This window comes from Arenibacter hampyeongensis, assembly GCF_002909255.1.
Lineage (GTDB): Bacteria > Bacteroidota > Bacteroidia > Flavobacteriales > Flavobacteriaceae > Arenibacter > Arenibacter hampyeongensis.
In genome coordinates, this window is sequence record NZ_PIOB01000001.1 from 594,722 (window position 1) to 618,522 (window position 23,801).

At 38.6% G+C, this 23,801-nt stretch carries 23 protein-coding genes; 14 read left to right on the forward strand and 9 right to left on the reverse strand.

The features are described 5' to 3' along the window. Positions 1-236: 236 nt before the first annotated feature. From CWD91_RS02375 to CWD91_RS02380, 3 genes are all read left to right on the forward strand, one after another. The gene (locus tag CWD91_RS02375; protein ID WP_103439331.1) at positions 237-1,577 is read left to right on the forward strand and encodes an OmpA family protein; all 1,341 of its coding nucleotides are present in this window, start codon (positions 237-239) and stop codon (positions 1,575-1,577) included. Between the two features lie 203 nt (positions 1,578-1,780). Further along, on the forward strand, positions 1,781-1,942 hold the full coding sequence (locus tag CWD91_RS22605; RefSeq protein ID WP_157943702.1) for a hypothetical protein: 162 nt from the start codon (positions 1,781-1,783) through the stop codon (positions 1,940-1,942). An 11-nt stretch (positions 1,943-1,953) separates the two neighbouring features. Next, entirely contained in the window at positions 1,954-4,704 is a 2,751-nt protein-coding gene (locus CWD91_RS02380) for a PD-(D/E)XK nuclease family protein (RefSeq protein ID WP_103439332.1), read from the forward strand. A gap of 2 nt (positions 4,705-4,706) precedes the next feature. On the opposite strand, the gene CWD91_RS02385 is transcribed toward CWD91_RS02380, so the two are convergent. After that, positions 4,707-5,420, reverse strand: coding sequence for an SDR family oxidoreductase (locus tag CWD91_RS02385; protein WP_103439333.1), 714 nt, complete (start codon positions 5,418-5,420; stop codon positions 4,707-4,709). A gap of 201 nt (positions 5,421-5,621) precedes the next feature. Next, entirely contained in the window at positions 5,622-6,464 is an 843-nt protein-coding gene (locus CWD91_RS02390) for a universal stress protein (RefSeq protein ID WP_103439334.1), read from the reverse strand. A 266-nt stretch (positions 6,465-6,730) separates the two neighbouring features. Here CWD91_RS02390 and CWD91_RS02395 point away from each other — a divergent pair, with 266 nt between their 5' ends. The 5 genes from CWD91_RS02395 to CWD91_RS02420 all read left to right on the forward strand — a co-directional run bounded on the left by CWD91_RS02395 (position 6,731) and on the right by CWD91_RS02420 (position 9,967). Next, positions 6,731-7,000 carry a hypothetical protein gene (locus CWD91_RS02395; protein WP_103439335.1) on the forward strand — a complete coding sequence of 90 codons (270 nt, stop codon included), beginning with the start codon at positions 6,731-6,733 and terminating at the stop codon, positions 6,998-7,000. A 274-nt stretch (positions 7,001-7,274) separates the two neighbouring features. Further along, on the forward strand, positions 7,275-7,919 hold the full coding sequence (gene deoC / locus CWD91_RS02405; protein ID WP_103439337.1) for a deoxyribose-phosphate aldolase: 645 nt from the start codon (positions 7,275-7,277) through the stop codon (positions 7,917-7,919). A gap of 48 nt (positions 7,920-7,967) precedes the next feature. Then, positions 7,968-8,666 carry a purine-nucleoside phosphorylase gene (gene deoD / locus CWD91_RS02410; RefSeq protein ID WP_103439871.1) on the forward strand — a complete coding sequence of 233 codons (699 nt, stop codon included), beginning with the start codon at positions 7,968-7,970 and terminating at the stop codon, positions 8,664-8,666. A gap of 200 nt (positions 8,667-8,866) precedes the next feature. Then, positions 8,867-9,319 (forward strand): DUF2267 domain-containing protein, encoded by a 453-nt coding sequence (locus CWD91_RS02415; protein ID WP_103439338.1) that lies wholly within the window; start codon positions 8,867-8,869, stop codon positions 9,317-9,319. Between the two features lie 192 nt (positions 9,320-9,511). After that, a complete protein-coding gene (locus CWD91_RS02420; protein ID WP_103439339.1) occupies positions 9,512-9,967 on the forward strand; it encodes a DinB family protein in 456 nt (151 codons plus the stop codon). Between the two features lie 3 nt (positions 9,968-9,970). On the opposite strand, the gene CWD91_RS02425 is transcribed toward CWD91_RS02420, so the two are convergent. Continuing rightward, positions 9,971-10,363 (reverse strand): DUF302 domain-containing protein, encoded by a 393-nt coding sequence (locus CWD91_RS02425; RefSeq protein WP_103439340.1) that lies wholly within the window; start codon positions 10,361-10,363, stop codon positions 9,971-9,973. A gap of 714 nt (positions 10,364-11,077) precedes the next feature. On the opposite strand from CWD91_RS02425, the gene CWD91_RS02430 reads away from it, so the two are divergent. Genes CWD91_RS02430 through CWD91_RS02440 form a run of 3 tightly spaced genes read left to right on the forward strand, consistent with a single transcriptional unit; the run spans position 11,078 to position 13,467 of the window. Then, positions 11,078-11,599, forward strand: coding sequence for a hypothetical protein (locus CWD91_RS02430; protein WP_157943703.1), 522 nt, complete (start codon positions 11,078-11,080; stop codon positions 11,597-11,599). Positions 11,600-11,638: 39 nt separating this feature from the next. Then, positions 11,639-12,235, forward strand: a complete 597-nt coding sequence (locus CWD91_RS02435; protein WP_103439342.1) for a CDP-alcohol phosphatidyltransferase family protein — start codon at positions 11,639-11,641, stop codon at positions 12,233-12,235. Positions 12,236-12,249: 14 nt separating this feature from the next. Continuing rightward, complete coding sequence (locus CWD91_RS02440) at positions 12,250-13,467, forward strand: metallophosphoesterase (protein WP_103439343.1); 1,218 nt, start codon at positions 12,250-12,252, stop codon at positions 13,465-13,467. A 53-nt stretch (positions 13,468-13,520) separates the two neighbouring features. Here CWD91_RS02440 and CWD91_RS02445 read toward each other — a convergent pair whose 3' ends face one another. From CWD91_RS02445 to CWD91_RS02455, 3 genes are read right to left on the reverse strand one after another with little or no spacing between them, the layout of a single operon-like run. After that, positions 13,521-14,510 carry an MlaD family protein gene (locus tag CWD91_RS02445; protein WP_103439344.1) on the reverse strand — a complete coding sequence of 330 codons (990 nt, stop codon included), beginning with the start codon at positions 14,508-14,510 and terminating at the stop codon, positions 13,521-13,523. Positions 14,511-14,514: 4 nt separating this feature from the next. Beyond that, complete coding sequence (locus CWD91_RS02450) at positions 14,515-15,297, reverse strand: ABC transporter ATP-binding protein (RefSeq protein WP_103439872.1); 783 nt, start codon at positions 15,295-15,297, stop codon at positions 14,515-14,517. 1 nt (position 15,298) lies between these two features. Then, positions 15,299-16,081, reverse strand: coding sequence for an MlaE family ABC transporter permease (locus CWD91_RS02455; RefSeq protein ID WP_103439345.1), 783 nt, complete (start codon positions 16,079-16,081; stop codon positions 15,299-15,301). Positions 16,082-16,282: 201 nt separating this feature from the next. Between CWD91_RS02455 and CWD91_RS02460 the strand changes: the two genes are divergently transcribed. Both CWD91_RS02460 and CWD91_RS02465 read left to right on the forward strand, forming a co-directional pair. Then, a complete protein-coding gene (locus tag CWD91_RS02460) occupies positions 16,283-16,927 on the forward strand; it encodes a DUF2975 domain-containing protein (protein ID WP_103439346.1) in 645 nt (214 codons plus the stop codon). A gap of 9 nt (positions 16,928-16,936) precedes the next feature. Then, positions 16,937-17,146, forward strand: a complete 210-nt coding sequence (locus CWD91_RS02465; protein WP_103439347.1) for a helix-turn-helix domain-containing protein — start codon at positions 16,937-16,939, stop codon at positions 17,144-17,146. Between the two features lie 58 nt (positions 17,147-17,204). On the opposite strand, the gene CWD91_RS02470 is transcribed toward CWD91_RS02465, so the two are convergent. Continuing rightward, a complete protein-coding gene (locus CWD91_RS02470; RefSeq protein ID WP_103439348.1) occupies positions 17,205-17,660 on the reverse strand; it encodes a YybH family protein in 456 nt (151 codons plus the stop codon). Positions 17,661-18,026: 366 nt separating this feature from the next. On the opposite strand from CWD91_RS02470, the gene CWD91_RS02475 reads away from it, so the two are divergent. Beyond that, a complete protein-coding gene (locus tag CWD91_RS02475) occupies positions 18,027-18,602 on the forward strand; it encodes a peroxiredoxin family protein (RefSeq protein ID WP_103439349.1) in 576 nt (191 codons plus the stop codon). 199 nt (positions 18,603-18,801) lie between these two features. Here the strand turns inward: CWD91_RS02475 and CWD91_RS02480 are convergent, their stop codons facing one another. Next, entirely contained in the window at positions 18,802-21,516 is a 2,715-nt protein-coding gene (locus CWD91_RS02480) for a hypothetical protein (RefSeq protein ID WP_103439350.1), read from the reverse strand. 325 nt (positions 21,517-21,841) lie between these two features. Next, positions 21,842-23,692, reverse strand: coding sequence for a sulfatase-like hydrolase/transferase (locus CWD91_RS02485; protein ID WP_103439351.1), 1,851 nt, complete (start codon positions 23,690-23,692; stop codon positions 21,842-21,844). Positions 23,693-23,801 lie beyond the last annotated feature (109 nt).

The window sequence follows — 23,801 nt, forward strand, 5'->3', positions numbered from 1 at the left end:
AATGTACCCTTTAAAATAAACTAAAGAATTGGGGTATAACTGTCAGCTGCCCACGGTATTGAACACATAAATAGCGCAATAACCGCATTCGCCAGGGTAGGCAAAGTATTAAATCTCGTTTAAATGCGACTTTTTTCGCATGAAATACGTTAAAAAAATTAAGAAAATGATTTTGTTAATAATTTTTAACAACTTACATTTGCAGCTAATAAACACTTAAACTTAAAAAATTGAACATGAAACATCTTAGCAAATTATTGGTTGTTGCCTTACTTATTGTAGGTTTTAACAACGTACAAGCGCAAGACGAGAATAACCCTTGGCAAGTAAGTTTCGGAGCTAACGCAATTGACGTTTACCCTACCGGAGACATGAGCACTTTTGGGAATGAATTCTTTAATGCAACAGACCATTGGAACATCCTTCCATCCATTTCTTATGTAGGAGTATCTAAATACGTAGGTAGTGGTTTCTCAATTGGAGCAAGAGGTTCTTTGAACCGTATTGACAAATTAGGGGATGTAAGCGTAGACGATTTGTCTCACTATGCTCTTGATGGTACAATAAAATATAATTTCTTAAAAAGTACAGTAATTGATCCATTCATCGAAATTGGTGGTGGTTATACTTGGATAGACGAAGTTGGTGCTGGTACCGTAAATGGTGGTATTGGACTTAACCTTTGGTTTACTGAGAACATTGGTTTAACTCTACAGTCTTCTTACAAGCATGCTTTTGAAGATTATTTAGCTAAGCATTTCCAACATATGGCAGGTATTGCTATCAAATTTGGTGGTACTGACACAGATGGTGATGGTATCTACGACAAAGATGATGCTTGTCCAGAAGTTGCTGGTTTGGAGATTTTCAACGGATGTCCAGATGCTGACGGTGATGGTATCGAGGATAGCAAAGATGCTTGTCCTAACGAAGCTGGTTCTAAAGAAATGAACGGATGTCCAGATGCTGATGGTGACGGTGTTGCCGATAAGGATGATGCTTGTCCTAACGAAGCTGGTCTTGCTGCTTTAGCTGGTTGTCCAGATGCTGACGGTGACGGTGTTGCCGATAAAGATGATGCTTGTCCTAACGAAGCTGGTCCTGCCGCTAACAAAGGATGTCCTTACCAAGATAAAGATGGTGACGGTGTATTGGATAAAGATGATAAATGTCCAGATGTTGCCGGAACTGTAGCTAACCAAGGTTGTCCTGAAGTTACTGAAGAAGTTCAGAAGCAATTGAACGACTACGCTAGAACAATCTTGTTCGATACTGGTAAATCTTCTATTAAAGCAGAATCTACTTCTGTAATGGTTGATATTATTACTATCCTTAAAGAGTATCCTACTGCTAAATTTACTGTAGAAGGTCATACTGATAGTGTAGGTAGTGCTTCTTTGAACCAGAAATTATCTGAGTCAAGAGCGCTTTCTGTAAAGGATTTCTTAGTAGAAAAAGGTATTGAGCAATTTAGATTATCTGCTGTAGGTTACGGTGAGGATAAGCCAATCGCTACTAACAATAATTCTAAAGGTAGAGCACAAAACAGAAGAGTTGAGATTAACTTGGTAAAGTAATTTCCAAGTAGTTTTAAAACTATAAATAAGAGCCCCGCTAAATAGCGGGGCTTTTTTTGTTTTTAAAAGAACAAGGATAAATGTCTAAAATATATTCCCTAACCATAAATTATTATATTTTCCTTGATAGAACAGAGTGCATGCCCAAGTTCTATTTTTTATAATTAAATTACCCCATATTTACAGAAATATAAATTTCTAAAATGAATCCAGGTATTGAAGTTAAATTGGATATTTTGAAGAAATTCTTAGGAAAGAATCCAGTTGGTTTGGCGGAGGTAGATTCAGCTGATTATTGGGACCAAAACTTGATTGGCGACTTGCACATAGCTCTTAACTTGCAGGTTCCAACTTTAAAAATATGATGATTTAACCAATGAAAAGCTTTCTCCAACAGGTAGTTGACGATTTATTACAAACCTATGATTCCTTAGACAATCTAATAATAATATTGCCAAGTAAAAGGGCAGGGACAATTTTGAGGACAACCTTGGCAAATACGGCCAATAAAACTATTTTTTCTCCTAAAATTTATAGTATTGAAGGCTTTGTAGAACACATATCCAATTTGCAGGCGGCCTCAAATATGGAGCAACTTTTTACACTGTATAAGGCATATTCAGCAATGGAATATGGTGAAAAGGATAATTTCTCCACCTTCGCCAAATGGGGGCAGACCTTATTACAGGATTTTAATGAGATCGATAGATATTTAATAGATGCCAAAGATATATTTTCTTACTTGGCCAACATTCAGGAAATAAACCATTGGTCCTTACAGAAGGAAAAATCGGAAATAATAACGAATTACATTAAATTCTGGAATAATCTTGAACCGCTATATAACACTTTTAATGATTTACTAATAGCGAAGAAATTGGGTCATCAGGGTCTCATTTATCGTACGGCCTGTGAACAGTTGAATGACTATTTGTCGAAAAATGAAAACAAGACGCACATATTCCTTGGTTTTAATGCCCTAAATACGGCAGAATCCTATATTATTCAGGAAATATTGGCCAAATCCAAAGCGGACATTTTTTGGGATAGTGACACTTATTTTGTGGAAGATCCCATACATGATGCCGGCTATTTTATAAGACAGCATCAAAATACTTGGCCCTATCTTAAAGGGAAAAAGCTAAAAGGAGTTGAAAGCAACTATTTGTCAAAAAAGAACATTAAAATAATAGGTGTGCCTAAAAACGTATCCCAAACCAAATATGTCGGGAACCTGTTGTTGAAACTTAAAGAAGAGGACGACAACATTCTAAAGAACACGGCAATAGTTTTGGGAGATGAAACTTTATTGAACCCCCTTTTGAACGCTATACCCTCTGAATTGGATACCGTAAATATTACTATGGGATATCCTTTGAAAAGTACTCCTTTGGCCAGTTTGTTCTCTCAGTATATTTCCCTACACTTAAAAAAGGATTCCCAAGGGTGGTATTTCCAACAGGTGTTGGATTTTTTGTCACATCCTTATATACAAATTCTATGTACTGAAAAGGAGCAAAATATTGCTGCCATTATAAGTGAGGCCATTAGATTGAAGAATTGGGCATTTATAAACTCAAATAATTTACGTTCCGCAATTGAAGGAAATGACCACTTACTAAGTCTATTGTTTTTTCAGGAGGAGATTTCTGGAACCAATTTTATACATAAATGCGATCAAATTATCCAAATTCTTAGGGAGAAGTTTGTACTATCCAAAGATTCCCTTGGTTTGGAGTATTTGTATAAGTTTTACTCCTTGTTCAACCAACTTCAGGACATGGTGGCGCAATATGCCTTTGCCAACGACCTACAATCCTTGGAAAGCCTTTATTCGGAAATTGTACGGCACGAAACCCTGGATTTCCAGGGGGAACCCTTGGAAGGAATGCAAATAATGGGAATGTTGGAAAGTAGGGTGTTGGACTTTGAAACCGTTATTCTAACTTCGGTCAACGAAGGAATACTTCCTTCAGGCAAGTCCAATAATTCCTTTATCCCCTTTGATCTAAAAAAATATTACAAACTTCCTACATATAAAGAGAAGGATGCAGTGTACACTTATCACTTTTATCGCTTGTTACAGCGGGCCAAAAATATATATTTGGTGTACAATACGGAGCCCGATGTTCTGGAAGGGGGAGAAAAAAGTAGGTTAATTACCCAAATCCTTACAGATGAAAATAAATTGGCGGATATAACTGAAATTATTGCTGCTCCTGAAATAAATCCAACAGTTAGGGTTTTACAGACCATAACCAAGGATGAGGACTTAATGGAATTGATCAAGGAGCATGCTTCCAAAGGTTTTTCACCCACCTCCTTGAGTAATTATATTAGAAATCCCATAGATTTTTATAAAAGAAATCTGTTGGGAATAGACGACGTTTTGGAAGTGGAGGAAACCGTTGCCAACAATACTTTTGGAACTATTGTACACGACACCTTGGAGGACCTATACAAACCTTATTTGAACACCTATTTGGAAGTGTCCATGCTCCAGGAAATGAAAAAGAAAATAAAGGCCACCGTAATTGGTCATTTTGCAAAAAGCTTTGCCGAAGGTGATATTTCCAGAGGAAAAAACCTGATTGCATTTAATGTGGTAGTTAGGTATATAGAAAATTTTCTAAGGATGGAGTTGGCAGAAGTGAAACAACACAAAATAAGGATATTGGGGGTGGAGGAAAAACTCCGAATGAATATTGAGGTTTCCGGACTGGATTTTCCCGTAGTCCTAAAAGGAAAATTGGACCGGATAGATGAAAAGGACGGGCGTATAAGAATAATCGACTACAAAACCGGAAACGTGACAAGTTCCCAGGTTGAAATTGTGGAATGGGAAGATGCCATACAGGACTACAACTACAGCAAAGCCTTTCAATTGTTATGCTATGCCATTATGTACAACAGCACTCATCCTATTGGCACAATAGAAGCAGGAATAATTTCGTTTAAAAATTTAGGTTCCGGTCTGCTTCAATTTGCGGTAAAGGAAAAAAAAGGCAGCAGAAACAAGGATAATTCCATTACCCAAGAAACTATAGCCCATTTTATGCAGTCTATTAAAACCTTAATTTCAGAAATTGGCAACCCTCTTGTACCAATTACAGAAAAAGAAGTATAGCACTATTTTTTATCAGGTCGAGAAGGCCTTACCTCGATCTTACTGGGTAAGGTCCTTGGATTCATCTTCAAAAGATCCAAAACCAACTCGCCAATATCTTCTGGCTGTATCTTCCAAGCATCCTCTTTGGACGGTTCATGACCATTAAAATTGGTGGCCACAGAACCGGGCATTATGGTAGATACTTTAATATCATAGGGCCTTAAATCCAACATTGCAGCTTGGGTAAATCCAACCACTCCAAATTTGGTGGCATTGTATCCTGCCCCATTGGCAAAAAAATTGGTGCCAGCCAAACTGGCCAGAGTTATATAATACCCCTTGGATTGCTTTAGGGCCTCCACCGAAGCCTTCAGGGAGTGATAAACTCCATTTAGGTTAGTGTTTACCATCTCGTGCCAAAGGGTGTCTGAAATTTGATCTACGGGAGCAAAATGTCCAACTCCTGCATTGGCCACCACAACATCCAACTTCCCCCATTTATCCAAAATCTTTTTAACCGCCGACTTTTCATCCCCAATTTTTGAAACATCCGAGGCAATGGCAAGTACATTGTCTTCCGAGCCAAGGCTTTTTGCTGCTTTTTGGGCATTTTCCAATAGCCTGCTACTGATGGCTACTTTCATTCCCGCCTCCAATAATTTGGAGGCAACGCCAAATCCTATTCCCTTGGAACCTCCTGTAATATAAACCACTTTATTTTTTAAATTATTCATGTTGTTTAGTTTTAAGTGAAATTATAATTATAAGGGCAGATAATGAAAAACTGAGCGTTATTATTTTCTTAAACTCCGGCCAAATTAAGTTTCATAAAAACATAAATATTTTGATTAAAAAGGGGAGGTGACTGGGTATTACCAGAGTCCGGTATTATCCTTGGGTTACCTTAGTAATTGTATTGGTCCTAAAGGGGGTCACTATAAATTAAGCTCGTTATAACTAAGCAGCGGGATAGCGATATGTTCTTCCATTTTAGCGACCAGGCTTTTATGGAAAATTTTTTGGAAAAAGCCCTTTTCTTCCCTTTCCAGTAGAACCAATAAGTCGGCCGCCATGGTATCTATGTGGACTTTAAGTTTTTCTTCAACCATATCCGAGAAAATCAATGTAAAGTCTATGGCCTCATAGTCCACTTCTTGCCGAAGCATGTCTTTAAACCACTCCATCTGTTCTTTTCCGGCATATTCTTTTTCTTTTGAAATATGTACAACATGTATTTTAGCTCCAAGCACCTTTGCTATTGGGCTCAATTTTTTAATGGCTAAAACATCTGCTTCCTCAAAATCGGTTGCATACAATATAGTTTTTATGGACTTGTCCTTAATCGCATTAGGGATAATAAGTAAGGGGCAGGGAACCTTTTCTTGAAGCCCTTTGCCAATATTGCCCACAATGAGACCGCGGTCTGTGTGCTTATCCTTTCTTCCTATAATAATGATATCAGTTGTAAAATCCTTGGTTTTCTCAAGAATGGCATTGGAAACCGAGTCGTTGAGCAGTACTTCGACCTGTAATTTATTTCCATCTACGGATACGCCCAAATGTTTTTCACAGTAGGTTTCCAAAATTTCTGTCTGTTCCTTGATTACGTGGTATTCAATTTGGGCCGCTGGACGCGAAACAGAAACACGTAAAGAATCCATTTCATGAACATAAAGCACCAATAGTCTTGCGTTTAATTTGTTACTTAAATTATAAGCATATTTTAATGCCGGTATCGAGTTTTCGGTACGGTCGGTGGCGTAGAGTATCGTCATCATGGTAGCTTTATTTGAACGTTAAATCTATAAGCTATAGTTTGTAATAAATATGATATTGGTCATAACTTCCGGCTTGCTGCGCTTTTAGGAAACTATGTTTACCCCTAAAAACCATGAATAAAATGTTTTTTAAACAATTCGGTTTAATGAGGAATCAACAAACTAACAACTAATCTTAAATTTAACTAAACTGATCTGAATCATTCCAAAAGGCAATTTGTTGGTGTATTTTAGTAACAATTGGAATCTTATAAATCCAATACTTCATGAAAGCTATAGCTAAAATCGGGAACCTAATTTCCAATAAGGACAAAATTGTAATCCTCCGTAACCTGAGTCGCATTATGGATATTAGAATAATAGACCTTGAGGTTGACACGGGTAGACTCATTTTTCTTTACTATAGCCCAATAGCCTTGGAACAGGTGAAGCAAGAACTTTGGAGAATTGGATATCCCATAAGGCATTTTAAATTCCTTTCCCCATTAAATCCAAATTTGCAGAACGATGGGAGGAATGAAACTGCCCTTGCCTAATTATTCCTTAATAATTTATTTCGTTGAACGCTAATTTGCCAACTCTATCACAGGGGGAACCTAAATTGGCTGTTAATAATTCTTGGGTTAATGTTGGCTGGGGGTAACCATTGTAAATTTCCACTATTCCAGTAGAATTGGCTATAATTGGAAGTCGCTTCTGATGATAATTATGATGATCTTTATCATAAAATAACAGATAAAAGAAGTTTACTTTTGGTGAAATGGGCTTATTGGCCATAGGGAGCATTACCAACAAGATTTACGTTTACAAATGCAATTTGAAAATTTTATAGACCATACTTTATTAATACCTATAGCAACAGAGGAAGATATTAAGCGCCTTTGCTTGGAAGCCTTGGAGTATAAGTTTTATGCCGTATGTATCAACGGTTGCTACATATCCCTTGCAAAAGAATTGCTAAGAGGTTCTAAGATAAAGCTGGTCGCGGTAGTAGGATTTCCCTTAGGGGCAATGACCACTTGGGCGAAAGTACAAGAAGCTAAGGATTACATTAAAAAAGGAGCCCATGAATTGGATATGGTCCTGAATATCGGATGGCTTAAATCCGGTAATTTTTTAGCCATTCAAAATGAAATAACACAAGTAAAAAAAGTTCTGGGGGGCGGTGTATTAAAAGTTATTTTGGAAACCTGTTATTTAACAGATGAGGAAAAAAGGATGGCCTGTACATTGGCGGTAAATGCCAAAGCAGATTATGTTAAGACTTCAACTGGTTTTGGTTCTGGCGGGGCAACTTTCGAAGATGTGGTTCTAATGAAGTCTATGGTTGAAAACAAGATCAAAATAAAGGCATCTGGAGGAATTAAAGATGCCGCTACAGCTAAAAGATATATAGATTTAGGTGTTTCCCGAATAGGGACTTCCTCTGGAGTTGCCATTGTGACCAACCTATAAATTGGGTTTCCCTAAGGCACACCCTTGTTTATAAAAATTGAAGTAAAAATGAGCGTACATATTGATGCTAAAAAGGGTGAAATTGCAGAAACCGTATTATTGCCAGGGGATCCGTTAAGAGCCAAATGGATAGCGAATACCTTTCTTGAAAATCCTATTTGTTATAATCAGGTTCGCGGTATGTTGGGTTATACTGGAACCCATAAGGGAAAACGCGTGTCAGTTCAAGGAAGTGGGATGGGCATACCTTCCGCACTGATCTACTATCAGGAGTTGATCAATGATTATGGGGTTAAGAATCTAATTCGTGTAGGTACTGCCGGTTCATATCAAAAAGAGGTTAAGATACGTGATATTGTCTTGGCCATGGCAGCTTCTACGACCTCGGGAATCAATAATTCAAGATTTATTAATGCTGACTATGCCCCAACCGCTGATTTTGATTTGCTTTTGAAAGCTGCACTTTACGCCAGTGAAAAAGGTATTGCCATTAAAGCGGGGAATGTACTTTCTTCGGATGAATTTTATGAGGATGACCCCAATTCCTATAAATTATGGGCAAAATTCGGAGTCCTTTGTGTGGAAATGGAGGCGGCCGGATTATATACCATAGCTGCCAAATTTAATATTAAGGCCCTTACCATATTGACTATTTCGGATTCTTTGGTGACGGGTCAAAAATCAAATTCCATAGAAAGGGAAACCACCTTTAAGGAGATGATAGATATTGCACTTAATATTGCCTAAGATAAAGATACGACTATCCTTTTTTTAATTCTCCGTACCTTATTTATGCCATCTTTTTTAAAGCAAAAGGAGAATTTTTGACCACCTGGAAGAGCATTTCAAGGAAAAACGCAATTAACTTAGGTTACCAATATGACCCAGGTCATTTTACAAGCCAATAGATAAAGCCATTTTTGTATATATCCCAAAATTAAGCAATCATGGCACTCAATTTTAATCAGTATGCTACAGAGGGACATACCTTCTTAAAAGATTACACAAAACAAATGGATATGGGCAAGGATACCGACAAAGCTGGTCGGATTCTTACTTCCATACTTCATGCCTTAAGGGAAATTATTCCGGTTGCGGAGTCGCTGCAATTTATTGCGCAGTTACCCATGTTTTTAAAAGGGGTCTATGTAACGGGATGGACCCTAAAACAGCAAAAACCCAAAATTAAGAATATGAGCGAATTCTTGGACTTGGTTAGACAATTTGACGGGCCGGCCGCTGTAAACGATTTTGAATATAGTGATGAAGTGGCAGAAGAATATGTAAACACTACCTTTCTCTATTTACGAAAATATGTCTCCCAGGGAGAAATGGCCGACATCCGTGATAGCCTACCAAAAAATCTAAAAGGAATGATTTTTAATAATTTAATATTCTAATAACCAATATTATGACCTTATACTTAGCACTTTTTATTTATGCCAGTATTTATGTATTATCCTTTAAGTTAAAAAGACATTCAATAGCTTAAAAAAACATGGGTATATAAGGTCCTAATTGGAGTATGACAATCTATATTATTTCCACGAACTACCTATATTCATTAATATTTATATTTAATCTGATATTTCATGAAATCAAAAACACAGTTGTTTATCGAGTTGTGGGAGGAAGCCAGAACCCGGTTTTCGAATCAATTATCCAAATTAACGGAACACGATTTAAGCAAAAGGTTATTTCCCGCTCCCAATAGTATAGGCTTTCTTATCCGACATATAGGCGATGTTGAACTACTTTTTGCAAAAAATGTATTTGGCGCGCAGGATATAAAGGTTATTGCAAAAACGGTTATCGCACAAAAGGATACGGGGGAGTGGACCAATTTGGGGGAATTATTGGAATATGTACAATATTCATTTTTAATGATAAAGGCGATAATGGAAAAGCAGGAAGATAAGGACTGGGAAACTACCATTACCACCAAAGAATTTGGAACAAAGACCAAGGCGGAGGCATTTGGAAGAATTGTTTCCCACACCACCCATCATTCTGGTCAAATGGCAATCATTATGAAATATGGATCTTAGAATTTAATGGATCTTCTCTACCACCTTCTTTAATTTTTCGCCTACTTCATCCGCAATATTCATTAAATCCAAGTTAATTACGGCCTGCATGGACGCCATAGGGTTTACAGCTGCTATTTCTACTAGTCCAGCTTCCTTTTCCATAACAATTACATTACAGGGCAACATGGTGCCAATTTTATCTTCGGCCTGTAGAGCTTTATGTGCAAAGGGGGCGTTACAGGCACCCAAAACGGTATAATTATAGAAATCCACGTCCAGTTTTTTCTTCAGGGTAGCTTTCATGTCTATTTCCGTCAATACCCCAAAGCCCTCTTCCTGTAGGGCCAATTTGGTTTTTTCCACTGCTTTTTCAAAAGGGGTATTTCCAATTGTTTTGTTAAAATAGTATTCCATAATAAGATTATTAATGTGTTTTTAATATAGTAATTAATGTACTATTCTTTTAATCCATTTAAATTGGTCTTTACCGCATATAAGGTAAAGTGGACTTTTAAATAACAAGGGCTACAAATAATAAAAAGGATTGGGATATCTAAATATCCCAATCCTTCAGGTCCGGGGCAAGTAGCCCATTTAACTAATCCAAGTCCTGGACGGCGCGTTGCAGTTGCAACATCCGTACAAGTTGATAGGGTGATTAGGCTCAAGAAGTTACTTGTGTACCGGTTTATGGTCCCTAAGGCATTACTGCTTAGAAACTTTATTGTTATATCTATCAAAGAACGATTGCTTTTATGATGGAATCAATTTACAATAATTCAATTGGACTTAAAATGATTTAAATCATATAGTCAATCACATTCTTCATTTTTTCTAAAGTGAAAGGTGATTTTAATCAATTCATTTGGATATAACCGATTATTACAAAGCCCAAGGTATTTTGTTCTTTTAAATTATATCCTAGTCCATTCACCTCCCTTGACGTCTAGGGCACCCATAACTGACAAAGGTCATAGGGTGGCATAATGTTAAGGAATAGCTTTATAATTTAAAGCTCTGGTAAAAGATTATTGCCAATTCACAAAATATTTGTATGTGCATTGGATTGTAATACGATGTACGTATCGCATCAAATCTTCTGGATATAATATGTACGTAAGTAGAATTATGAAAAAGGCTAAAAAGATATTGCTCACATTTTTATCCATTGTAGTGGTGTTCTCGGTGTTCATGCTATGGTATCAAAATGAATATTCCATGGACATTGCCGAGGAGTATGAGGTAAATTCTCCCATGGAGAATTCCAAATTACTTATCGCAACCCAGGGAAGTAAGTTTAAAAATACAATTACTACCGCTATTGTAGAGTATTATAGATCGGAGTCCATTTATATTAAAATAATAGATGTTTCTTCATTGGCAGATGTGAACCCTACCAACTACAATGCACTGTTAATTATTCATACCTGGGAGATGTGGAAACCACCGGCATCTGTTAAATCTTTTATCGACAGAATCATGGAGGATAGGGACAAAATGGTTGTGCTGACCACTTCGGGAGAAGGGACTTACAAAATGGAAGGAATAGACGCAATTACAGGAGAATCCATTTTGGATGAAACTCCCATGTATGTGGGTAAAATCATCAATGACTTAAATCTGTTACTAAAATTGAACAAGTCGCAGTAGTCTTTATACAATCGGATTCCATAATGCTAATTACCAAATATGTACAATTTTAAAAATTTCAATATTGCAGATTGGTTTTCCTTCTATCGCATTATGGCCGTTCCACTATTACTTGGTCTAATATGGGTTGGGGAACGTGAATGGTTTAGTTGGATGTTGCTTATAAGTTATAGTACGGATGTCATTGATGGTTTTTTGGCCAGAAGGTTAAAAATTACAAGTGCCAGGGGCTCACAACTCGATTCACTTGGAGATCAAATAACCTTGATAATTGGGTTGATCGGTCTAGTCTTTTTTGAAATCACCTTCATTAAGGAGAACCTTATTCTTATAATAATTGCATTTGTACCTTACCTGATTCAGATGTCCATTGCCTTTGCTAAATACGGTAAAGCGACTGCCTTTCATACCTATTTGGCCAAGTTATCTGCCATTGCCCAAGGGATATTTATATTATGGTTGATGTTCCTTGGACCTGTATATTGGTTATTTTATACCATGATTGTTTTGGGCATTTTGGAAACTATTGAGGAAATTACACTTATCTTTATGTATGATCAGTGGGTAGAAGATGTAAAAGGCTATTTCTGGGCCCTGAGAGATAAAAGAAGGCCAAAGAATACGAATTCCCAATAGTAAAACCCCTATCAATGCGATCCTACACCTTTTTTGCAATAGTCCTATTATGTTTGGCCATTTTATTGATCGATGCCTTGGCCTTCTACTGGCTTAAATCTATCATGGAGCCTATTGAATCTTCCAACATTAAGAATACTATTTATATTGTCTTTTGGTTTTTCACAATAGGACTTATTATTTCCATATTGGTGTTAAAAATTAGATTGGAGAGCATAGCTCCCAAAAGAAAGCAACTACTTATTTCATCTTTATATGGATTGACTGTTTCTTCCTTTATTCCCAAATTATTATTTATTGTTGTTATCTCAATACTCTATTTCTCCAACTATTTGATTTCGGGGGAGAAATCCTTGCTCATCATTCCTTTGGTGGGCGTTTTTTTTGGTTTTTTGCCTTTTTTCGTCATCGTGTATGCCATTTTTAGGGCGGTATATAAATTTAAGGTTCATCACGTTAAGATAAAATCCGAATTGGTCCCGAAAAATTTTAGCGGCTTGCGAATAGTTCAAATATCCGATCTTCATTTGGGAAGTTTTAACTATCGCTACCATATACTGGACCGTGCCATTAAAACGATAAACCAATTAAATCCTGATTTTATTTTTTTTACGGGCGATTTGGTGAACAATTATGCTTGGGAATTGAATGGTTGGGAGAATGTTTTAAAGCAGCTTGTCGCCAAACAAGGTAAATATTCCGTGCTCGGGAATCATGATTACGGGGATTACAGCAAATGGGAATCTGAGGAGGAGCGGAAAAGCAATTTTGAGGATATCAAAGATTTTCACAACAAAATAGGTTTTAAGCTTTTGCTGAATGAAGCGGAATGTATTGAAAATAATGGGGAGGAAATTGCAATTGTGGGAGTAGAGAATTGGGGCAATCCACCTTTTAAACAATATGGGGACCTTAAGAAATCCCTGCTGGATGTAAACGAAATTGGGTTTAAGATTTTATTGTCCCACGATCCATCGCATTGGAGTGGGGAAGTGGTGGATCTGACCAATATAGCCCTTACACTTTCCGGTCATACGCATGGTATGCAAGCCGGAATCAATATCAGAAATAAAAAATGGAGTCCCATAAAATACAAATACGAGCATTGGGCCGGATTATACCAGTTGGGACAGCAGTATCTTTATGTGACACGAGGATTGGGATGGATGGGATTTCCTGGTCGTCTGGGCATGCGCCCTGAAATTACTTTAATAGAATTGGAGAAGGCATAGTAATGGCACTAAATTTCATGTGGTAGAACTAATTAATAATTGGGTATAGGAGCTTATTCATTTATTTTCTCCTGCTCCTTTATTTGCTCTTTTTCTTTCTTTTTAAAATATCGCCGAGTTAAGAAATTATGTTTTAGAGCTTCCGTAATTTCATTGAAATTTTTAACCCCTTTCGTAACATTTTCCATGGTAGTTTCCAATTGCTGTACGAGTAGGGTGTCCGATGACAAATAGTTAATGGCCCCCTTCCCTTTTTTAATATCCCCGATAACAGAATTTAAATCCGTGGACATTTTTTCGATTTCGATGCTGGAATTTTCCAGATGCGAAATTACATTCCTCATTTTATTGCCGGAAATGGAATCCTTAAGGAGAACTCCTGCAGCGCTATTCTCAAAATCGAGCTGTTTTACAATTTTGTTCATTTCCCCAATCATTTTGTTGGCTTCACTACTGCTAAGTTTCAAATTGGTAATGGTTTGGTGAAGCTCCGAGGCCATCAGGGAATCGTTGAGCAACATGCCAAAGGTACCTTTGCCCTGAGTCAAGGATCGAGTGACATTAAGAAGATCTTGTGTCAGCAAAGCAGCATTTTCATTGGTCTGGTTTAGGGTGTTAAGCATATCTTGGGTGGCAACCCTACTATAGGATTGCAATTCATCCTCAGGGGCAATATGGTTTGTTTTCCCTTCCCCAGGTACTATATTGATGAGCATACTACCCACAAGCCCATCGGAGCCAATGGTGGCTACAGCATCCTTTTTAATATGGTATTGCATTTTTTCCTCAATAATCATACGCACGCGAATGGTGGTGTCGTTTATCATTTCTATTTTATTGACCGTGCCCACATTTATCCCTGAAAAACGCACATTATTCCCATTTTGAAGTCCGTTTGCATTCTTGAAAATGGCACTTATAGGTATGGTTTTGCTAAACATATTCTGCCTGTTCCCAATTAAATAGGCCGCAGTAACCAGTAGTAATGTGCCGAGGACGACGAATATCCCAAGTTTCAAATTTTCCAATTTAGTCTTTGCCATATGCTTATTTTTTAAAAAATGCTTCTACTTTTGAATCGGCAGATTGCGATAATTGTGAATAGGTGCCTTCTGCGTAATTAATGCCATCTACCAAGAGGATCATCCGTTCTGAAATTACTCTGGCGCAATCCACATCATGGGTTATTATTAAGGAGGAAGTGCCGTATTTCTTTTGTATGGAACGCATTAATTCTATAATCTCCTTGGAGGTAATGGGGTCTAAGCCGCTAGTAGGCTCATCATATAGGATAACCTTTGGTTTTAGGATCAATGTACGTGCCAAGGCTATCCTTCTTTTCATTCCTCCCGATAATTCTACGGGCATTAAATCCATAGTATGGGCCAAGCCAACATTTTCCATCGCTTCCCGAACCAAGGGTTCGGTATCCGTAACCACTCCCAATTTTTCTTTGTGCCTACGCATAGGAAATTCCAGATTTTCACGGACCGTCATAGAATCGTATAGCGCACTTCCCTGAAAAAGAAATCCGATATCCGAACGCAATTCGTCCAAAGTTTGCTGGTCTAAAGTGTTTATTTCCTTGCCCAAGACTTTAACCGTTCCACTATCGGGTTTTTCCAATCCTACAAGGCATTTGATCATTACTGATTTGCCAGAGCCCGACTTCCCCATGACCACAAGATTTTCGCCCTCCAATAGTGTCATATTAAATCCGTTCAATACGTGATTGTCACCAAAGCTTTTATAAAGGTCTTTGATTTCTATAACCGCTTTTCCACTTTTTGAAGCTTGTTCTGAAGGTGCTATTTGGTCTGGGTTTGTCATATTAAAGTTCATAAAAAATATCGGAAATAAATACCGCTATAAAGTCTACCACAAATAAAAGTAAGGATGCCATTACCACAGCCGTATTTGCTGCGACCCCAACACCTGCAGTTCCTTTTTTACAATAATACCCTTTATAACACCCAACCAAACCTATTGTAAACCCAAAAAAGACCGATTTTATCGTGGCCGGTATCAAGTCGGCAAAGGACAAAGCATCAAAAACCGTATTAAAGTAGAGTTGAAAGGAAACATCTCCCTTTAAATTCTCTACTAGAGCAGATCCATATAGCGCAACCAAATCTCCGTAAACAACTAAAATTGGCAGCATTAGAGTGGTGGCCATTATCCGTGTAATCACCAAATATTTAAAAGGGTTGGTACCGGAGACTTCCATGGCATCAATTTGCTCGGTTACCCTCATAGAGCCTAATTCTGCCCCTATCCCCGACGCAATTCTGCCTGCACAGATAAGCGCTGTAATAACGGGTCCTATTTCCCTTACTATGGAGATACCGACCATATTCGGCATCCAGGAAACGGCACCGAATTGAATCAGGGTGGGTCGGGATTGCAGGGTGAGTACCAATCCAATGATAAACCCCGTTACAGTTACCAAAACTAGGGACCTGTTCCCCATTTGATAGCATTGGCGTAGGAGCTCCTTAAATTCGAAAGGAGGTTTTAATACCTCCTTAAAAAATCGGGCAGTAAAATATGAGAGATCACCGATCTCTATAAAAAATTCTTTTATTCCTTTAAATATCGTAGTTGTATTGCCCATACCCAAATCCCTTAGTAAGGACCTATAACATCAAAGATACCATGAAAGACAAGGGTTTAAAATGAGGAATGTCATGTGTTGCCGGGACTTATGTAATTTTAATTGATTTATAGGATTATACATTGATTAGTAATATTTATTCTAATTTATTGTTGTTTATCAATAAATATTTGTTCTTTTACAATATAAAAATTAAATTATATGGCATTGCACAACAAACTTAACAGCCGAGATTTAATCAATTTCCTGCTCATTGTCTTTCAGATAGGCTTTTTGCTTATGGGAATTGGCCTTGGATTATTTATTCTTTTGGCAATTGTTGCTTTTTTTACGGAATCCACTATTTTCCCAGCGGGTTTTACTGTCATGTTCTCCCTTAGTCAGGATGGGATTGTGAACATCCCAAATGAAATAACAGGAACGACATTCAATATCGAGAACGCCATGGGGATTATTGGGGTGGATCAACTTCCCAAGGTTTTTCTGCTTGCTCATAGCAGTATTTCGGTACTTGCCAATTTTTGTATATTATACAGTTTAAGATGGACGATTAAGATTCTGGAAGCGGCAAAACAGGGAGACTTTCTAATTATCGAAAACGCAATTCGTCTGCGATGGATAGCGCTTCTGGGAATTGGCTGTATTTTTTTCGATAGATTGGCTACTATCTTTGCTTCCTCTTATCTTTACGATAAATTGGAGTATCCGGGCCTGGAATTTACAAATATCAATTTTTTCTCATTTATGACCATACAGTCCGTATTCTCCTTTCTTTTTCTTTGGGTGATTGCCGAGGCGTTTCGTATTGGCTCGCAAATGAAACAAGAGAATGACTTGACTATTTAAATATATCCAATGCCGATAATTATTAATCTTGATGTAATGCTTGCAAAACGCAAAATGTCCCTTACCGATCTGTCGGATAAAGTGGGTATTACTATGTCCAATCTTTCCATTCTTAAAAATGGGAAGGCAAAAGCCATTCGGTTCAGTACGCTTACCTCCATTTGCGAGGTTTTGGATTGTCAGCCAGGCGATATTTTGGAATTTAGTCCTGAAGGATAATTAATTGGAAATCAGAATCGATTTGTTTTGACTTTTAAACTATTGCCATCGTGAAGGCTTATTGTGGCGCTGCGGGCAACATATTTCTTATTGCAGAAATCTGCCACCTATTATCCTCGTAAACTACAATAAAAGTACTCCACATATTTCTAAGGGTACCATCGGGATTCTGTATTTGATATTTGGCATCTGTTATTGCGATCTCCGCATTAAGAAAACGTATTTTATCAATTTTGAGGGTTCGTGTCCCTGGGTTACCAGCCGAGCTTTGGAGCATCCCGTCCATGGATTCCTTTTTACCCGTTCTCCAAATCCCCGATGAAACCAGTTGATCTACATCTGACGTTAAAATATTTTTGAGCAATAGGGTGTCTTTCTTTTCCCTTGCCTGGGCATAGGCTTCTATCAAGGTATAAATTCCTTGCCTTTGTTCAGAATTACCCGTATTGCCTTGGGGATATAACAATTGTATGGCCAGAAAAGTGCCAAGGATTAATAGGAAGCTCTTTTTCATTTTTTTCTAGTTTTAATGTTACTTGGGTTACCACCTGAAAAACACAAAAAGGATTATGTGCTTTATAAATTTAAGCTTTAATTTAATTGTTTTGCTTTAGTTCTCCAACCATTTTCCTTGCACATGTAGACTATTTGACCTGTGACCCACATCATAAGTACAAGATTGGGTTATTTATTACCACGGTACTCCAAATACCATTGTCCAAATACGAGTTGATCTAATTATTTTGGATGATAATGGTGAAAAACAGGTACTACAGGATATCAATGGTTATAAGTAGCCTTCCCAATTTATTGGTAATTTTCTATTTCTGGTTGTTCGTAGATCTTACTTTTTGTTAGTTTGCAGGACAAATAATGTTTTATGGGTAATTTACAAGACTTTCAAAAGTTGGTTATAGCCAATGCCTCTCGGGCTGTAGGTCTGTCCAAAGGGGATATTGCTCCTGATTTTTCGTTACTTAATGCCTTTGGCAAAAAAGTATCACTAACTGAAGCCTTAAAATCAGGTATGGTAATCATAAAATTCTATCGCGGTGAATGGTGTCCTATCTGCAATCTAGATCTTAGGGAAATACAGAAGTATTTGCCACAAATTAAGTCCTTTGGGGCCACTTTATTGGCCATTAGTCCCCAAAAACCGGATGATGCACTAACCGCCGCACAAAAAAACGAACTGGAATTTGAAGTGCTTAGTGACGCAGATCAGGATGTGATAAAAGCGTATAATCTTCAGTTCGATCCAGGGGAGGATTATCACCAACGTCGCGATTTAACTCTTTTGAATGGCGGGGGTTTAAAAACCTTACCAGTTCCAGCTACTTTCATAGTCAATACCAACCAGATCATTGAAGCAGCACATGTTGAGGCAAATTATACCGAAAGGATGGGCCCATTGGAAATAATCAAGGTTCTTCAAAAGATGGTTGAAAAGGAGTAAAAACTTAGGCATTGGGGTATTAGTGGCTTCCAAGTTAATTTTATTTAAATATACCTTGCATAGGGGATTTGCACTTCCATAATCCTAGTTAGTTCCATAGCTTTTCCCAGCAAGGTCCAGGAGAGGAGTTTACCAAGTGCGTTGGGAGGATAGTAGGTTTATCGAACATAAATTCTGGTGTTGGAATATTTCAAAATATTTAGTAGTCTTCCTCTACAACAGAATATTTTTTTTCAAGGTAGCCAATACGCCCATCTGAGGAAATAGCTTCCACAATGATTATATATTCCCCTGCAATATCCCCATTGTAAAAGCTAACCGATGTCTTTCCGTTTTGATCGGTCCGTATACTGGGCGCCCAATGGATCACAGATCTTAAATCCGGTTTTTGGCTGTCGGCCGGAAGCTTTCTATCGTATTTAGGGGCATAAAATTCCTTTTCCGGGCTAAAGACCTCTATTGTTGATTCGAGTGTGCCAGGTGCAGGTCGATGGGTACCATGAATGCCAACTCCTCCCTTGGTATAGACAGAAATAATATGGCCTAAAGTAGGAGCTTCCAAGGGATCTGTCTCGGGAAAAACGGTCAGGTACTGTTTTACGAAAAATTTGGCATATTTAATAAGTTCCACACTTTCGACGATACCTGGGGGCATATGGGGAACAAATTCATATTCCTCTTTAGTGAGTAATCTGCCATCCACCACCAACAAGGTCGGTTCACCCCGGCCTCCTCTAATATTGGCCAGCATAAAGCCATCGGAAAATTGCTCTATTTCTACCTGGTCCCCATATTCGAACATTAGGATGCTGTACAAGCCGTAGGACCATTTCCTTTCTTTGGAACGTATGATGTCCCCTTCTATGACCATGTCCGGCTCCCCGAATTGCTTATAGGCCTTTTGTCGTTCAGGTGTCAATCGATAACCCTCCACCACAACCTCGTCCAACTGTGTTACCCCATTCAGGGAGTCGAATATCGCCTCTGTTTTTTGTCTGTTTTGTTGGGCCAGTACCACGGACCGTGCTACAGGATGTACTTTTTGAACAGAAATAATCGGTTCAAATTCTACTTTTGGACTATTCAGGGTATCCATAAAAATGGTGTAGTTGGTTTTTTTGCCCTCTTGGTCCTTGCTATCGAGCAATATCTTCATCCGTTTGCCATAGGCGTCGTCCAATAAAAAATGGAACCTTCCCATACTATCCGTTTCCTGTGTATAAATAGAAGGTGACTTACCAAAAGTGACCAAGGAGATATCAGCATCGCTGACAAGCTGTCTTTTTGGAAAGCCCGAACGCACTGTACCCTTGACTACAAGTGCTGGTTGGGGCCAATAGAACTTAGGCCCCTGCCTTTTTACCGGATATTTGTAACGTCGCCATCCTTGCGTAAGCATTAGGGCATCCAGATCGTAGGAACTGTTTGGTCGATCTTCCCTGAAGTAAAAATCGGGTTCTTCCACTTCTCCCTTTAGTTCGGAGGTCAATAAAAAATAGGAGCGAATGGTCTCTCCCTTCCCCTGATGCCAATGTTCCTTGTTTATGGCCAAAATGGATAGATCGGTGGTTGTTGGCGCCAAACCTTTTCCAGAAACCTCAATATCGAGTTTGGTCGATTCCTTCCGCCTATATTGTTTTTTGTTCGTAGACAAGGAAATATCCAACCGGTCCTGTTCGGATTCGTTAAAGTACAAGCGTTCGGCTATAGGAATCCGTTGTCCGTCAATGAGGGTAAATACTATGATTCCTTCTGGCAATTTGCTAGAAGGTAAATGGTAAACCAAGCGACCTTCCCGTAAGGCCCCCTCCATTAAATAATAATCCGTTCCCCTGCAACTAGCCTTGATAAATACACGGTCGTTCAAATAATTGGATTCCACTTGGATACGGATCTTATCCTTGGCCCTGCCCACTGAAAGGATGCTTCCCTTGGATACTGCTTTGGGCAAGGGATAGGTTACCTCGGTTTCGAGCTTGTCCGAATTAACAATGTTTGCACTATAGGTGGAACTACTATCGGCCTCCAAAAAGAAAAAACCCATACCCAAATTGTTGCTCATAAAAGAGGCTACCTTTTGGCCTTTGGCATCCAATACCTTGCCTTGGACTGCTATTCCCTTTCCATCCAAACCTACTGCCTTAAAACCGATTTTGTTGCGGAACCCATGGATTATTTCACCACCTTCGGGAAAGAACTGTAAATCCAATGGGGGATTGTTCAGAACTATTGTTCTGGTATGGCGAAGACCTTGTCCAGCGTCCAAAGTGAGGTTAATCCAATCTAATTTTTCTGGAATTTCGTAATCCAGTGTATATAGATTTTTGCCCTTTCTGTTGACCTTGATAGTATCTTTGCCCTTGCCCCAGTCCAGATATACCAGAACCTGACGTTCATACACACTTCCCATTCTTTGTGGCCAGAGCTGGCCAGTTAAGGTCCAACGCCCATGCTCTTTTTCTACTACGGACATGGCCTCGATAGGGTCCTTATCATTATTTTGGATTGGGGCAAATAGATCAATATTGGCCTTGAACATAAAATCATCACCGAAATTACGGTTCCATTGGGTATAGGCGCGGATCAAATAACGCCCTTGTGTCATGTTCTTATTGAGTTCAAAGGCTCCCCTGCCAATACCCTGGGTAAGTTTCACTAGTCTATGTGATACAATTTGCTCATTGGGTCCTATCAGGTCTACATAGAGCAAACGACTTAGGTTGGATGGAATATGGTTTTCAGTTCCGGTGACAATAGCCTTGAACCAAATGTCCTGATCTAGGGCATAGGCGTTGGAAGGGAGCTGCAGGTATATCTTTTCAGCTACTGATGTATTTATAGAGGTATTAAAATCTTGAGAAAAAATGGGGAAGGATAGCAAAATAAAATAAATCAATGTATACCCATTTCTCATTGTGAACAACTGTTTTGTTAAAAATGTCTTGCTGTTATTCAGGATTACAATTTAGTGATTTTTGGAACAATATGTTGTAAACGATATATTATCAAGCAGTTATACTGAAATAAATATATCAAAGAGGCGACCTTTTTTATCATTGGAAGAAAATGGCGAAAAGCAGGAACTTGAGGATATCTGCGATTATAGGCAGCCTTCCCAAATTATTGGCAAATAATTATTTAAAGCCTGTCATAGTTCCAATATCAATTTTCATTTCCTTGGGTGTGAGAAGTGTCCATTATTTTCAATGCTTTGCGCCATTTTTATTGTTCGGTTTCCATTAATTAATGTTAAGTCCCCATTTATTGACCAAGTTCATGGCAGCCCTATAATTGTATTGATTGCGATCTAAAGTTTTCATTCGCTTTAGCGTATTCACTACCTCTTCTTTCAATAATTTGCTATTGTCATCGATTAAGTAAATAGAATTCATGGCCTGTGTTTGTGCAAATTCCCTGTCGGTTTTTAATGCCCTTATGAATCCTTTATAAGCTGCTTGTTTCTCACCAAGTTTGTATAGCGATTCGGCAGCTACCACTGCCACGCTCACCGAAGGGTCGTTGATAGCCTTTTTTAAGGCAGAAATTTCAGATTTACCTTTTTCTCCGAGAAGGAGTAAACCCGTTGCCCCCCAATAACGAATTGCCGATTCTTTGGATTTAAGGAACTCTAACATCTTTCGTTTATTTTCAACTTTCCCAAATGAGGCAAGCTCTGCTGCTTCAATGATTTCCTCAATATTTACCTTACCACTTTGAAAGTAATCGAATATTGTCTGATCTTTTGCCCTTATTGTGCGCTCATCCTCGGGCATAAACCCGGTATCTTTAATTTTTATTACCCATTCACGGTTGGCCGTCCGCATTTTCTTTAAAATAGTTGCGTAGTCGGGATTATCGGCCAGGTTGCTTGTTTCCCAGGGATCATTTTCTGTATCGTACAATTCCTCTACTGGCTTTGTATTCCAATAGACGCTTTGAATTTCGTTGCATTCACCATTTTCATAGGCTGTTTGCCATGATTGCAAAGACTTGGCACGGAACAAATACTCTATTGGCAAGGCATAAATTCTGTGTGGCATGTAATTGTGGATGTAACGGTATTTTTTACTTCTAACGGCCCTGCTCATATCGTACCACTCGTCCATACGGTCACGGAACATATAGGCATATTTTGGATCTGGGCTTATATTTTCACCTAAAAACGCCTCACCTTGTAATTGCTCAGGCACTTCAGCACCAACCAAACTTAGTAGGGTAGGATATAGATCAACAAAGCTGATCAAGCGGTCTACTTTTGAGTCGGGCTCCTTGGCAGGCCAGAATTTTTTATATTTTTCTGGGATGCGCACAATAAAGGGTACATGGGTTCCAGTTTCGTATACATATCGCTTGCTGCGTGCCAATACACCGCCATGGTCGGCGTAATAAATGACGATTGTATTATCGGCCATTCCCGATTCCTCCAATTCTTTTAATCGTTCGCCCACAAAAGCATCCATTTGTTGAATACGGTCATAATACTGTGCCCAGTCGCGTTCCATATCTGGGGTACGGGGATGGTAAGGAGCTATAGGGACTTTTTTGGGATCGTGACCCAACTCATTTACGGGCAACTGCTCATGAATTTTACTTTCATGGGTTATGGTGGTATTAAAAATGGCAAACCAAGGCTTTCCCTGTGGTGCATTTTTATAGTGGGCATCCGAACTGCATTCATCCCATACTTCCTTATCAACATTGGTGTTATAGTCGGTTTTGACAGCATTGGTGGAATAATAGCCCAATTCCCGCATGGCTTCTACATGGAATTTTACTTGTTTACCCCTAGGGTAATTACTTCTCATATTGGAGTGGCCTCCAGAATTGGCGTAGATTCCCGAAATAATGGTGTTACGTGCCGGAGCACAAACGGGGGCATTGGCATAGGCATGTGTGTACAAAAAACCTTCGCTGGCCAGTTGGTCAAGATTTGGCGTATTGGCAAATTCATCGCCGTAACACCCTAGAAATGCGCTGTTGTCCTCGCTCGTAATCCAAAGTATATTAGGTAGGTCCTGGGAATGTAGTTGATTCGTACTGGCCAACGTACAAATACAGGCTACTAAAAGGTAAAGGGAATGTTTTTTCATTGGTAATGGGATGATGGAGTTGGAAATTATGGCATTAAATTAAGAAATAAAGTTTAGAGTAGCTTGGGGCCAAGGTCTGTCCTAAACGTGGTGGGACAAATTGCGTTCA